The sequence below is a fragment of the Enterobacter sp. I4 genome (assembly GCF_022669095.1).
GTDB lineage: Bacteria > Pseudomonadota > Gammaproteobacteria > Enterobacterales > Enterobacteriaceae > Enterobacter > Enterobacter pasteurii.
The window spans coordinates 84081-96044 of the sequence record NZ_JALBUO010000001.1; the positions used below are offsets into that span (position 1 = coordinate 84081).

At 59.6% G+C, this 11964-nt stretch carries 14 protein-coding genes and 1 riboswitch; of the genes, 6 read left to right on the top strand and 8 right to left on the bottom strand.

The window, feature by feature from the left end; genetic code table 11:
• Window positions 1-57 precede the first annotated feature (57 nt).
• The 7 genes from thiH to rsd all read right to left on the bottom strand — a co-directional run bounded on the left by thiH (window position 58) and on the right by rsd (window position 6163).
• A complete protein-coding gene (gene thiH / locus MOQ06_RS00425) occupies window positions 58-1191 on the bottom strand; it encodes a 2-iminoacetate synthase ThiH (RefSeq protein ID WP_242169850.1) in 1134 nt (377 codons plus the stop codon).
• A complete protein-coding gene (thiG, locus tag MOQ06_RS00430) occupies window positions 1191-1958 on the bottom strand; it encodes a thiazole synthase (RefSeq protein ID WP_242169853.1) in 768 nt (255 codons plus the stop codon). The genes thiH and thiG overlap by 1 nt, the downstream gene beginning before the upstream one ends.
• Before the next feature lies 1 nt (window position 1959).
• Entirely contained in the window at window positions 1960-2160 is a 201-nt protein-coding gene (gene thiS / locus MOQ06_RS00435; protein ID WP_242169856.1) for a sulfur carrier protein ThiS, read from the bottom strand.
• The gene (gene thiF / locus MOQ06_RS00440) at window positions 2144-2899 is read right to left on the bottom strand and encodes a thiazole biosynthesis adenylyltransferase ThiF (RefSeq protein WP_148422710.1); all 756 of its coding nucleotides are present in this window, start codon (window positions 2897-2899) and stop codon (window positions 2144-2146) included. The genes thiS and thiF overlap by 17 nt, the downstream gene beginning before the upstream one ends.
• Entirely contained in the window at window positions 2886-3527 is a 642-nt protein-coding gene (thiE, locus tag MOQ06_RS00445) for a thiamine phosphate synthase (RefSeq protein WP_242169859.1), read from the bottom strand. Before thiE ends, thiF begins: the two co-directional genes overlap by 14 nt.
• A complete protein-coding gene (gene thiC, locus MOQ06_RS00450; protein ID WP_193356731.1) occupies window positions 3527-5422 on the bottom strand; it encodes a phosphomethylpyrimidine synthase ThiC in 1896 nt (631 codons plus the stop codon). The genes thiE and thiC overlap by 1 nt, the downstream gene beginning before the upstream one ends.
• Window positions 5423-5501: 79 nt before the next feature.
• Window positions 5502-5611: riboswitch (TPP riboswitch) on the bottom strand.
• Between the two features lie 54 nt (window positions 5612-5665).
• Window positions 5666-6163, bottom strand: coding sequence for a sigma D regulator (gene rsd, locus MOQ06_RS00455; protein ID WP_242169862.1), 498 nt, complete (start codon window positions 6161-6163; stop codon window positions 5666-5668).
• A gap of 95 nt (window positions 6164-6258) precedes the next feature.
• On the opposite strand from rsd, the gene nudC reads away from it, so the two are divergent.
• The 6 genes from nudC to MOQ06_RS00485 all read left to right on the top strand — a co-directional run bounded on the left by nudC (window position 6259) and on the right by MOQ06_RS00485 (window position 10611).
• Entirely contained in the window at window positions 6259-7032 is a 774-nt protein-coding gene (gene nudC / locus MOQ06_RS00460; protein ID WP_148422706.1) for an NAD(+) diphosphatase, read from the top strand.
• Between the two features lie 38 nt (window positions 7033-7070).
• Window positions 7071-8135, top strand: coding sequence for a uroporphyrinogen decarboxylase (gene hemE, locus MOQ06_RS00465; protein ID WP_148422705.1), 1065 nt, complete (start codon window positions 7071-7073; stop codon window positions 8133-8135).
• A 9-nt stretch (window positions 8136-8144) separates the two neighbouring features.
• A complete protein-coding gene (gene nfi, locus MOQ06_RS00470) occupies window positions 8145-8816 on the top strand; it encodes a deoxyribonuclease V (protein ID WP_148422704.1) in 672 nt (223 codons plus the stop codon).
• A gap of 41 nt (window positions 8817-8857) precedes the next feature.
• Entirely contained in the window at window positions 8858-9448 is a 591-nt protein-coding gene (locus MOQ06_RS00475) for a YjaG family protein (protein WP_148422703.1), read from the top strand.
• Window positions 9449-9634: 186 nt separating this feature from the next.
• Complete coding sequence (gene hupA, locus MOQ06_RS00480; protein ID WP_002445246.1) at window positions 9635-9907, top strand: nucleoid-associated protein HU-alpha; 273 nt, start codon at window positions 9635-9637, stop codon at window positions 9905-9907.
• Window positions 9908-9918: 11 nt separating this feature from the next.
• Window positions 9919-10611, top strand: a complete 693-nt coding sequence (locus tag MOQ06_RS00485) for a DUF1481 domain-containing protein (protein WP_148422716.1) — start codon at window positions 9919-9921, stop codon at window positions 10609-10611.
• 48 nt (window positions 10612-10659) lie between these two features.
• On the opposite strand, the gene purD is transcribed toward MOQ06_RS00485, so the two are convergent.
• A complete protein-coding gene (gene purD, locus MOQ06_RS00490; RefSeq protein ID WP_242169865.1) occupies window positions 10660-11952 on the bottom strand; it encodes a phosphoribosylamine--glycine ligase in 1293 nt (430 codons plus the stop codon).
• Between the last annotated feature and the right edge of the window lie 12 nt (window positions 11953-11964).

Here is an 11964-nt window from a genome sequence, read left to right on the forward strand (position 1 = left end):
GCCCGGTTTCAATCCTACGAGACGCCTCGTAACCTTTCCGCGTTTTTACAGTCTGTTTCAGCGCAAATGCGAGGCTCTTCCCAGCCAGCTGTCCCAGTCTTTCCACACGGGCTGTAGCCCCTGCGCGGCCAGCGCTTCCGCGACCGCCTCTGGCCGCCGCCCGTCGTGAGGCGCAAACTGCTCCAGCTCCGGACGCTCGTCGGCATAGCCGCCAGGCTGCGTTTTGGAAAAAGCGCTGACGTTGTTGATGGCCAGCGGGATGGTGCGATCGCGGAACGCCGGGGACTCGCGGGTGGAGAGCGACAGTTCCACCTCCGGCGCGAACAGGCGAAATGCGCAGATGGTTTGCACCAGCTGGCGTTCATCCATTAGCGAGGCCGGCTCAATGCCGCCCGCGCAGGGACGCAGCCGCGGGAACGAGATGGAATAGCGGCTCTGCCAGTAGCGTTGCTGCAACCACAGCAAATGTTCCGCCACCATGTAGCAATCCACCCGCCAGCTGTCGGAAAGCCCAATCAGCGCCCCCAGACCGATTTTGTCGATCCCTGCCCGTCCCAGCCTGTCCGGCGTCTCCAGCCGGAAGAAGAAATCCTGTTTCTTCCCCTTCAGGTGGTGCCGGGCATACGTCGCCTCGTGGTAGGTTTCCTGGTAAACCATAACGCCGTCCAGCCCGAGGGTTTTCAGCTCTGCGTATTCCTCCTGCGACAAAGGCTGCACTTCCATCTGCAATGAGGAAAATTCCCGACGAATGGCCGGAAGGTGCTGGCGGAAGTAGTCCATTCCTACTTTGCTCTGATGTTCACCCGTCACCAGCAGAAGGTGCTCAAACCCCATTTCACGTATAGCCGCACACTCGCGGGCGATCTCATGCTCGTCCAGCGTTTTACGCTTAATGCGGTTGCTCATGGAGAAACCACAGTAGGTACAGTCGTTAGCGCACAGGTTAGAGAGGTAGAGCGGCACGTAAAAGCTCACCGTGTTGCCGAAGCGCTGGCGGGTGAGGCGCTGCGCGCGCTGCGCCATTGGCTCGAGATACGCGCTGGCCGCGGGGGAGAGGAGGGCCATCAGATCCTCACGGGTAAGGTGGCGGGCATGCAGCGCGCGCTCAACGTCAGCCGCGGTTTTGCTGTTGATGCGCAGGGCAATATCGTCCCAGCCAAGCTCACGCCAGCGATCGGTAAAGGTAGCCATCAGAGCGCCTCCAGAAAGCCGGTGAGCGGGCTGGTGGCCTGCGCCTGAAAGCTGCGCGCGCCGGGGCCGGACTCTCTCGCCAGCACGCCAGCCTCCACGGCCAGACGGAACGCGCGCGCCATCATCACCGGATCGTCGGCGACCGCAATCGCGGTATTCACCAGTACCGCATCGGCCCCTAACTCCAGCGCCTGCGCGGCGTGGCTGGGTACACCTATTCCCGCGTCCACCACCACGGGTACGGTAGCCTGCTCAATGACGATCTCCAGCATCGCGCGGGTTTCGAGCCCCTGGTTAGAGCCGATGGGCGCGCCCAGCGGCATCACGGCGGCGCAGCCGACCTCCTCCAGGCGCTTGCAGAGAACGGGGTCGGCGCCGCAGTAAGGCAGCACGATAAACCCCTGCTGCACCAGCTTCTCGGCGGCTTTCAGGGTTTCAATCGGGTCGGGCAGCAGCCAGCGGGCATCCGGATGAATTTCCAGCTTCAGCCAGCGGGTGCCGAGCGCCTCGCGAGCCAGCCGGGCGGCGAAAATCGCCTCCTCGGCCGTTTTCGCCCCGGAGGTGTTCGGTAAAAGCGTCACGCCAGCCTCCAGCAAGGGCGCAAGAATGGCATCGTTGTGCTGGCGCAGGTCCACGCGCTTCATGGCCAGCGTCACCAGCTGGCTGCCGCTTTCACGGATGGCTTCAACCATCAGCTGCGGAGAGGCAAACTTCCCGGTTCCGGTAAACAGATGTGAATCAAAGACCTTATCGGCAATACGTAACATCTCAGCCCCCTGCGATAACCTGAAACAGCAGGATCTGGTCGCCTTCATTGACCTGCTGGTGTTCCCACCGCTCGCGCGGCAGGATCTGTTGATTGAGCGCCAGCGCCGTTCCCGGCTTTAGCTGGCGCAGCGTGTCGAGCAGTGCGGCAACGGTGAGCCCGTCGTCGCACGTCACCGGCTCATCGTTAAGCAGAATGTGCATCGCGGCCTCCGCATACCGGGCAGCGGCTGGCGCGATGTAACGCCAGATGGCGCCAGCCGCCGGAGCGGGCATCGAACAGCCGCAGCGTGTTCCGTTCCGTCTCCATGCCGCTAAGCAGCTTGATGGCCTCCAGCGCCTGCAGCGTGCCCATCACGCCCACAACCGGGCCAAGAATACCTGCCGTGCGGCAGTTGCGTTCCGGTTCAGCCTCGTCCGGCCACAGGCAGCGGTAACAGCCCTGAGCCCACGGCGGCGTAAGCACCATTATCTGCCCGCCAAAACCGACCGCGCTGGCGGTGATCAGCGGCGTATTCCGGGCCACGCAGGCGGCGTTGATCGCCTGGCGCGTCGCCATGTTGTCGGTGCAGTCCAGCACCACGTCGGCAAGGGCAACTTCGCGCTGCAGATCTTCGCCGCTAAGCCGCGTCCGGAGCGCAACCAGCTCAATGTCCGGGTTTAGCTGGTTCAGCCGCTGGCGCGTGACGTGCGCTTTAGGCTGGCTGACGTCTTCCGTTGTGAAGAGGATTTGTCGCTGCAGGTTGCTGAGGTGCACCTCGTCGTCGTCCGCCAGCACCAGCGTGCCCACGCCCGCGCCGGCCAGATAGAGCGCGGCGGGGGCGCCTAATCCGCCCAGGCCAACAATCAGTACCCGGCTGGCGAGCAGCTTTTGCTGCCCGTCGATGGCGATATCCTCCAGCAGGATCTGGCGGCTGTAGCGCATAAAATCACGATCTCTCATCGCCAGCTCCTGCCAGTTGTAAAAGCTGCGCGGTGGCGGCCTGCCAGTCGGCCGCGTGGGTGATCGCGCTGACCACGGCGATGCTGCCGACGCCGGTTTCCAGCACGGCAGGCGCGCGCTCAAGGCCGATCCCGCCGATGGCGACGGTGGGATAATCGGCGAGGCGTTTAACGTGTGCCGCCAGCTGCGTCAAGCCCTGCGGGGCCGACGGCATCTGTTTGGTTTGCGTCGGGAAAACGTGGCCGAGGGCGATGTAGGAGGGGCGGGCCGCGAGCGCCACGTCAATCTCCATATCGTCATGAGTGGAAACGCCAAGACGCAAGCCGGCTTCGCGGATGACATGCAAATCGGTCGTCTCCAGATCCTCCTGGCCCAGATGCACGCCATAGGCCCTGTGCTTAACGGCAAGCCGCCAGTAGTCGTTGATAAACAGGCGGGCATCGTAGCGACGCCCCAGCGCAACGGCGGCGGCCACGTCAGCCTCTACCTCTTCATCGCGCTTATCCTTGATGCGCAGCTGGATTGTGCGCACGCCTGCCTCAAGCAGACGGGCAATCCACGCCACGCTGTCCACCACCGGGTAAAGCCCTAAGCGGAAGGGGACGGCGGGGAAATCGGGCTTGTACATTATGCCTCCTCTTTTTTGAGGTAGATTTCGCCGCCTTTCGCGCGGAAGGTTTCTGACATGTCCGCCATACCCACTTCAATGGTCTGCGCGGCGGCGTAGTCGCGAACCTCCTGGCTGATTTTCATTGAGCAGAATTTTGGTCCGCACATGGAGCAGAAGTGAGCCACTTTGCCGGATTCCTGCGGCAGGGTTTCGTCGTGATAGGCGCGGGCGGTGAAGGGATCGAGCGCCAGATTAAACTGGTCTTCCCAGCGGAATTCAAAGCGCGCTTTGGACATGGCGTTGTCGCGGATTTGCGCGCCCGGGTGGCCTTTCGCCAGGTCGGCGGCGTGGGCGGCGATTTTGTAGGTAATCAGCCCCTGCTTTACGTCCTCTTTGTTGGGCAGGCCGAGGTGCTCTTTCGGCGTAACGTAGCAGAGCATGGCGCAGCCGAACCAGCCGATCATCGCCGCGCCAATCCCTGAAGTGAAGTGGTCATAGCCCGGCGCAATATCGGTGGTCAGCGGCCCCAGGGTGTAGAACGGCGCTTCGTGGCAGTGCTCCAGCTCTTCGGTCATGTTGCGGCGGATCATCTGCATCGGCACGTGTCCCGGGCCTTCAATCATCACCTGCACGTCATATTCCCAGGCGATTTTGGTCAGCTCGCCCAGCGTATGCAGCTCGGCAAACTGCGCTTCGTCGTTGGCATCGCGGATGGAGCCCGGACGCAGGCCGTCGCCCAGCGAAAGCGAAACGTCATAGGCGGCGCAGATTTCGCAGATCTCGCGGAAATGTTCGTAGAGGAAGTTTTCCTGATGATGGGACAGGCACCACTTCGCCATAATCGAACCGCCGCGCGAGACGATGCCGGTCAGACGTTTCGCCGTCATCGGCACGTAGCGCAGCAGCACGCCGGCGTGGATGGTGAAGTAGTCCACGCCCTGTTCCGCCTGCTCCAGCAGCGTATCGCGGAACGCTTCCCAGGTAAGGTTTTCCGCAATGCCGTTCACTTTTTCCAGCGCCTGATAAATCGGGACGGTGCCAATCGGCACCGGGCTGTTGCGCAGGATCCACTCGCGAGTTTCGTGAATATAGCGGCCGGTGGAAAGATCCATCACCGTGTCCGCTCCCCAGCGCGTTGACCAGACCAGCTTTTCCACCTCTTCTTCGATAGAGGACGTTACCGCCGAGTTGCCGATGTTGGCGTTGACCTTCACCAGGAAGTTGCGGCCGATAATCATCGGCTCGGATTCCGGGTGGTTAATGTTGGCGGGGATTATCGCGCGGCCTGCGGCCACTTCGTCACGCACAAACTCCGGCGTGATGTTCTCCGGCAGGCGTGCGCCAAACCCTTCGCCCGGGTGCTGGTGGCGCAGGACTTCGCTGCGGATGCGCTCGCGCCCCATATTTTCGCGAATGGCGATGAACTCCATCTCCGGCGTGACGATCCCCTGGCGCGCGTAGTGCAGCTGGGTCACGCATTTGCCCGCTTTGGCGCGTTTTGGCGTCAGCAGGCCGGTGAAGCGCAGCTCGTCCAGGCCGTCGTCGGCCAGGCGCTCGTTAGTGTACGCTGAGCTGCGCACGCTCAGTTCCTCGCAGTCGTTACGCGCGTCAATCCACGGCTGTCGCAGCTTCGCCAGACCCTGCTGCACGTTGATAGCAACAGAAGGATCGCCGTACGGGCCGGAGGTGTCGTACACCGGCACGGCTTCGTTGTCTTCAAACTGCGGATTCTCTTTGCTGCCGCCGATAAGCGTCGGGCTAAGCTGGATTTCGCGCATCGGCACGCGGATATCGGCCTGCGAGCCGGAAATGTAGATGCGTTTAGAGTTCGGGAAAGCGGTGCCTTCCAGGGTGTCGATGAAGCGTTGGGCGTGTTCGCGCTGTTCGCGGCGGGTCAGTTTTGTTGTAGACATAGCTCATTCCAAAAGTGAAGGACATGGCTTGTCAGACGACGGATGAAGCAAGAGAAGATCGCCTTTGGGGCGATACAACAGCAGCATGACTCTTGTTCCCTTCGCAGGTATTAACCTGATCAGGTTCCGCGGATCCCGAATTAACGGTCTCAGCCCGTGCTTTCACACTGGGCACTCCGACAAGAAAAATCCCCCTCCACAGAGGGGCGACTGGTTGTAAATTACTCGTTAACGATTAATAACTCAAGCGGGACGCACGACGTTATCGTTGCTGCTGACAAACAGGTTGTTATCCAGCACGAGGGCAATGAGCTTGTCTTCCAGCGTGAACCGCTCTTCCAGCGCTTCGCCGAGGTCGGACAGCGCCTGCTGAAACTCAAGATAATTATCGTGATCGATAGCGTTTTCGAGCGTTGAATCGTAGTACTCCATTATCTGCTGGGTATTGGCCTCCAGCGGTGGATAGAGTTTTGTTGCGGCTAAAAACGGGCTTGTGCCTTCCATTTCGCGGATAATGCGTTCATAAATGTTGAAATGGCCGTTGGAGAGGTAGTCGACCAGGCGCTGACAAAAGTCATCCAGCGCCTTTTCATTCAGCCGCATAAAGGATTCTTTGCCAGGCTTAAGACCGACCAGATTGTAATACGCCACGAGTAGATGCTTGCGCACATGTAGCCAGCGATCCACCAGGTTGTTACTTCCTCCAACGCGCTCAGTCAGGCTTTCCAGCTGGTTTAACATGGTCGACTCCACAAGGTTTAGAATGGGATCTACTTATCCAAAATGTAACCACAATGCTAACAACATGTCAGTGAAGCGAAGGTAGTGCAATAGATATGGATCGTATTATTGAAAAATCAGATCTGGGTTGGTGGATCGTCAGCCACGAACAGAAATTATGGCTGCCCGGTGGAGAATTACCCTACGGTACGGCGGAAACGTTCGATCTTGTGGGGCAACCCGCGCTGAAGATCGGCGAGTGGCAGGGCGAATCCGTGTGGTTGATCCAACAGGCGCGCCGTCAGGATATGGGATCCGTTCGCCAGGTGCTGGATCTGGATGTTGGCCTGTTCCAGCTGGCGGGGCGCGGCGTGCAGCTGGCGGAGTTCTACCGCTCGCACAAATTCTGCGGCTACTGCGGCCACACCATGCACCCGAGCAAAACCGAGTGGGCGATGCTCTGCGGCCACTGCCGGGAACGCTACTACCCGCAAATCGCACCGTGCATCATCGTCGCCATCCGGCGTGACGATTCCATTCTGCTGGCGCAGCACACTCGTCATCGTAACGGCATTCATACCGTCCTCGCCGGCTTCGTCGAAGTGGGTGAAACGCTGGAGCAGGCGGTGGCGCGGGAGGTGATGGAGGAGAGCGGCATTAAGGTGAAAAATCTGCGCTACGTGACCTCCCAGCCGTGGCCGTTCCCGATGTCGCTGATGACGGCGTTTATGGCGGACTACGACAGCGGCGAGATTGTTATCGACCAGAAAGAGCTGCTTGAGGCGAACTGGTATCGCTACGACGATTTACCTCTGCTGCCCCCGCCGGGAACCGTGGCGCGCCGCCTGATAGAAGATACTGTGGCAATGTGTCGGGCCGAGTATGAGTAGTGTTACACTGACGGACTGACGCAATAAGGAACTGCAAAATGACCGAACTGAAGAACGATCGTTATCTGCGTGCGCTGCTGCGCCAGCCCGTTGATGTCACCCCGGTGTGGATGATGCGCCAGGCGGGACGCTATCTGCCAGAATATAAAGCCACGCGCGCGCAGGCGGGCGATTTTATGTCGCTGTGCAAAAACGCCGAGCTGGCCTGCGAAGTGACGCTCCAGCCGCTGCGCCGCTTCCCGCTCGATGCCGCCATTCTCTTTTCGGACATTCTTACCATTCCGGACGCGATGGGCCTTGGACTCTATTTTGAAACCGGCGAAGGTCCGCGCTTCACCTCTCCGATTAAAAGCAAAGCCGACGTCGATAAGCTGCCGATCCCGGATCCGGAAGGCGAGCTGGGCTACGTGATGAACGCCGTGCGCACCATTCGCCGCGAGCTGAAAGGTGAAGTGCCGCTGATTGGCTTCTCCGGTAGCCCGTGGACGCTGGCAACCTACATGGTGGAAGGCGGCAGCAGCAAAGCCTTTACCGTTATTAAAAAGATGATGTACGCCGAGCCGCAGGCGCTGCATACGCTGCTCGACAAGCTGGCGAAGAGCGTCACGCTCTATCTCAACGCGCAGATCAAAGCGGGCGCGCAGTCAGTGATGATTTTCGACACCTGGGGCGGCGTGCTGACCGGGCGTGATTATCAGCAGTTCTCGCTGTATTACATGCACAAAATCGTCGATGGCCTGCTGCGTGAAAACGAAGGCCGCCGCGTGCCGGTGACGCTGTTCACGAAAGGCGGCGGCCAGTGGCTGGAAGCGATGGCGGCAACCGGCTGCGACGCGCTGGGCCTCGACTGGACCACCGATATCGCGGATGCGCGCCGTCGCGTGGGCGACAAAGTCGCGCTTCAGGGCAACATGGATCCCTCCATGCTCTATGCTCAGCCAGCCCGCATTGAAGAGGAAGTGTCGACTATACTGTCTGGTTTCGGCCAGGGTGAAGGCCACGTCTTCAACCTCGGCCACGGCATTCATCAGGATGTGCCGCCAGAACACGCAGGCGTATTTGTGGAGGCGGTGCATCGGCTTTCAGCCCAGTATCACAGGTAAGGAGTAGGTATGGATCTCGCGTCGCTACGCGCTCAGCAAATCGAACTGGCTTCATCAGTGATCCGCGAGGATCGTCTGGATAAGGATCCCCCGCAGTACATTGGCGGGGCGGACGTCGGGTTTGAGCAGGGCGGTGAAGTCACGCGGGCGGCGATGGTGGTGCTGAAATACCCTTCGCTGGAGCTGGTGGAATACAAGGTGGCGCGTATTGCCACCACGATGCCCTACATCCCCGGCTTTCTCTCCTTCCGCGAATATCCGGCGCTGCTGGCCGCGTGGGAGCAACTCTCGCAAAAACCGGACCTGCTGTTTGTGGACGGACACGGTATTTCGCACCCGCGCCGCCTGGGCGTCGCCAGCCACTTTGGTCTGCTGGTGGATGTGCCTACCATTGGCGTGGCGAAAAAACGCCTGTGCGGCGCGTTTGAGCCGCTCTCTGCTGAACCGGGCGCGCTGGCGCCGCTTATCCATAAAGGCGAGCAGCTGGCGTGGGTCTGGCGCAGTAAGGCGCGCTGCAATCCGCTGTTTATCGCGACCGGGCACCGTGTGAGCATGGACAGCGCGCTGGCGTGGGTACAACGCTGCATGAAGGGCTACCGCTTACCGGAGCCGACGCGCTGGGCTGATGCCGTCGCTTCCTCGCGACCGGCTTTTGTTCGATGGCAGGCAATTCAGCCGTGATTCAGGTAAACTGCGGCTAATTTTCGATTCGAGACATCATCATGCTACAAAACCCGATTCATCTGCGCCTTGAGAAGCTGGAAAGCTGGCAGCACGTGACTTTTATGGCTTGCCTGTGCGAGCGCATGTATCCCAACTACGCCGCGTTCTGTAAGCAAACGGAGTTTGGCGAAGGCCAGATTTATCGTCGTATCCTGGATTTGATCTGGGAGACGCTGACGGTCAAAGACGCGAAGGTGAATTTTGACTCTCAGCTCGAAAAGCTGGAGGAGGCGATCCCGGCAGCGGATGATTACGACCTGTATGGTGTTTACCCGGCCATCGATGCCTGTGTGGCATTGAGCGAGCTAATCCACTCCCGTCTGAGCGGTGAAACCCTGGAACACGCCATTGAAGTCAGTAAGGCATCTATCACTACCGTCGCGATGCTGGAAATGACCCAGGAAGGCCGCGAAATGACCGACGATGAGCTGCGTGCTAACCCGGCGGTGGAACAAGAATGGGACATTCAGTGGGAGATTTTCCGCCTGCTGGCAGAGTGTGAAGAGCGTGATATTGAGCTGATCAAAGGGCTGCGCGCGGACCTGCGCGAGGCCGGTGAGAGCAATATTGGTATAATTTTTAACCAATGAGACAACAAAACGTGATTTAACGCCTGTTTTGTCACTCCTCGACTCTTCCCTTTCGCCCCCCGTCTGGTCTACATTTGGGGGGCGAAAAAAAGTGGCTATCGGTGCGTGTATGCAGGAGAGTGCTTTTTTGGCATTTTCGTCGCACTCGATGCTTAGCAAGCGATAAACACATTGAAAGGATAACTTATGAACAAGACTCAACTGATTGATGTAATTGCGGACAAGGCTGATCTGTCTAAAGTGCAGGCTAAAGCTGCTCTGGAATCTACCCTGGCTGCTATTACTGAGTCTCTGAAAGAAGGTGATGCTGTACAACTGGTTGGTTTCGGTACCTTCAAAGTGAACCACCGCGCTGAGCGTACTGGCCGCAACCCGCAGACCGGTAAAGAAATCAAAATCGCCGCAGCTAACGTGCCGGCATTTGTTTCTGGTAAAGCACTGAAAGACGCAGTTAAGTAAGACGCGTGGCAGTGAACAGTTTTAACGAAGGGGCGGCAACGCCCCTTTTGTCATTCTGGCGTGGCGCGCTCGCGCTGGCAGGCGTGCTGTTGCTTTCCGCCTGTAGCCACGATGCCTCACTCCCTCCGTTTACCGCCAGCGGCTACGCTGACAACCAGGGGGCGGTAAGGATCTGGCGTAAAGACTCCAGCAATGAAGTTCACCTGCTTTCCGCATTCAGCCCGTGGCATAGCGGCAATACCTCGACCGCAGAATATCGCTGGCAGGGCGAGGCGCTAACGCTGATTGAGCTGAACATCTACAGCAAGACCCCCGAACACGTGAAAGTGCGTTTCGATGACCACGGCGAGCTGAGCTTTATGCAGCATGAAGCCAGCGGTCAGAAACAGCAGCTTTCCAGCGATCAGATCGCCCTCTACCGTTACCGCGCTGAACAAATCCGCCAGACCAGCGATGCGCTGCGTCAGGGCCGCGTGGTGCTGCGCCAGGGGCGCTGGCATACCGATGGGACGGTGACCACCTGCGAAGGGCAGACGGTAAAGCCTGACCTTGAATCCTGGGCAACCGAACATATTCAGCGCCGTCAGCGGCATTCATCGATGGAAGTGAGCGTGGCGTGGCTTGAGGCGCCGGAAGGTTCACAGCTGCTGCTGGTGGCGAACGAAGATTTTTGCACCTGGCAGCCGACAGAAAAGAGTTTCTGATTTGATTTCCCTCTCCCCTGAGGGGAGAGGGTTAGGGTGAGGGGGAAATTACTCGCCCTGTTCCCGCGCAATCGCCCGATAGCCGATATCCTGACGGCTGAAGCTGCCGTTCCAGCGAATATCCGCCATCAGCGCATAGGCGCGTTTTTGTGCTTCTGCTACGGTGTGACCCAGCGCGGTGGCGCACAGCACGCGGCCACCGTTGGTCAGGACGCGATCGTCGTCAGCCAGCGTCGTACCGGCGTGGAACACCTTCGCACCGTCAATTTCCTCCAGCGGCAGGCCGTGGATCTCATCTCCGGTGTTGTAGTTGCCAGGATAACCACCCGCAGCAATCACCACGCCCAGCGATGCACGCTCGTCCCACTCTGAGGTTTTCTCGTCCAGCTTGCCGTCGCAGGCCGCCAGGCACAGATCCACCAGGTCAGATTTCATGCGCAGCATGATCGGCTGCGTTTCCGGATCGCCAAAGCGGCAGTTGAATTCGATAACCTTCGGATTGCCCTGCTTGTCGATCATCAGGCCCGCATAGAGGAAACCGGTGTAGGTATTGCCTTCTGCCGCCATCCCTTTCACGGTTGGCCAGATAATGCGATCCATGGTGCGCTGATGCACTTCATCAGTGACCACCGGAGCAGGGGAGTAGGCACCCATTCCGCCGGTATTCGGGCCGGTATCGCCATTACCCACGCGCTTGTGATCCTGGCTGGTGGCCATCGGCAGAACGTGCTCGCCGTCGACCATCACGATAAAGCTCGCCTCTTCGCCGTCGAGGAACTCTTCAATCACGATGCGGTGACCCGCATCGCCAAAGGCGTTGCCGGCCAGCATATCGTGAACGGCGGCTTCGGCTTCTTCGAGCGTCATCGCCACGATCACGCCTTTCCCGGCGGCCAGGCCGTCGGCCTTAATGACAATCGGTGCGCCTTTTTCGCGCAGGTAAGCCAGAGCGGGCTCCACCTCTGTGAAGTTCTGGTATTCCGCCGTCGGGATGTTATGGCGAGCCAGGAAATCTTTGGTAAAGGCTTTCGACCCCTCCAGTTGGGCAGCACCCTCCGTTGGGCCAAAGATTTTCAGGCCAGCGGCGCGGAAGGCGTCTACCACGCCGATCACCAGCGGCGCTTCCGGACCAACAATAGTCAGATCGATGTTTTCGCGCTGAGCAAAACTCAGCAGCGCGGGGATATCGGTGACGCCGATGGCGACGTTCTGCAGCGCGGGCTCAAGCGCGGTACCGGCGTTACCCGGTGCCACAAAGACGGTTTCAACCTGCGGGGACTGCGCCGCTTTCCACGCCAGCGCGTGCTCGCGCCCGCCGTTGCCAATCACTAATACTTTCATTTTCTGCTCCGG

Coding starts and splice junctions, on each gene's coding strand:
- hemE (WP_148422705.1), top strand. CDS start 7,071: ATGACCGAACTGAAGAACGATCGTTATCTGCGTGCGCTGCTGCGCCAG.
- hupA (WP_002445246.1), top strand. CDS start 9,635: ATGAACAAGACTCAACTGATTGATGTAATTGCGGACAAGGCTGATCTG.
- rsd (WP_242169862.1), bottom strand. CDS start 6,163: ATGTTAAACCAGCTGGAAAGCCTGACTGAGCGCGTTGGAGGAAGTAAC.
- MOQ06_RS00475 (WP_148422703.1), top strand. CDS start 8,858: ATGCTACAAAACCCGATTCATCTGCGCCTTGAGAAGCTGGAAAGCTGG.
- nfi (WP_148422704.1), top strand. CDS start 8,145: ATGGATCTCGCGTCGCTACGCGCTCAGCAAATCGAACTGGCTTCATCA.
- thiC (WP_193356731.1), bottom strand. CDS start 5,422: ATGTCTACAACAAAACTGACCCGCCGCGAACAGCGCGAACACGCCCAA.
- purD (WP_242169865.1), bottom strand. CDS start 11,952: ATGAAAGTATTAGTGATTGGCAACGGCGGGCGCGAGCACGCGCTGGCG.
- nudC (WP_148422706.1), top strand. CDS start 6,259: ATGGATCGTATTATTGAAAAATCAGATCTGGGTTGGTGGATCGTCAGC.
- thiE (WP_242169859.1), bottom strand. CDS start 3,527: ATGTACAAGCCCGATTTCCCCGCCGTCCCCTTCCGCTTAGGGCTTTAC.
- thiS (WP_242169856.1), bottom strand. CDS start 2,160: ATGCACATTCTGCTTAACGATGAGCCGGTGACGTGCGACGACGGGCTC.
- thiH (WP_242169850.1), bottom strand. CDS start 1,191: ATGGCTACCTTTACCGATCGCTGGCGTGAGCTTGGCTGGGACGATATT.
- thiF (WP_148422710.1), bottom strand. CDS start 2,899: ATGAGAGATCGTGATTTTATGCGCTACAGCCGCCAGATCCTGCTGGAG.
- thiG (WP_242169853.1), bottom strand. CDS start 1,958: ATGTTACGTATTGCCGATAAGGTCTTTGATTCACATCTGTTTACCGGA.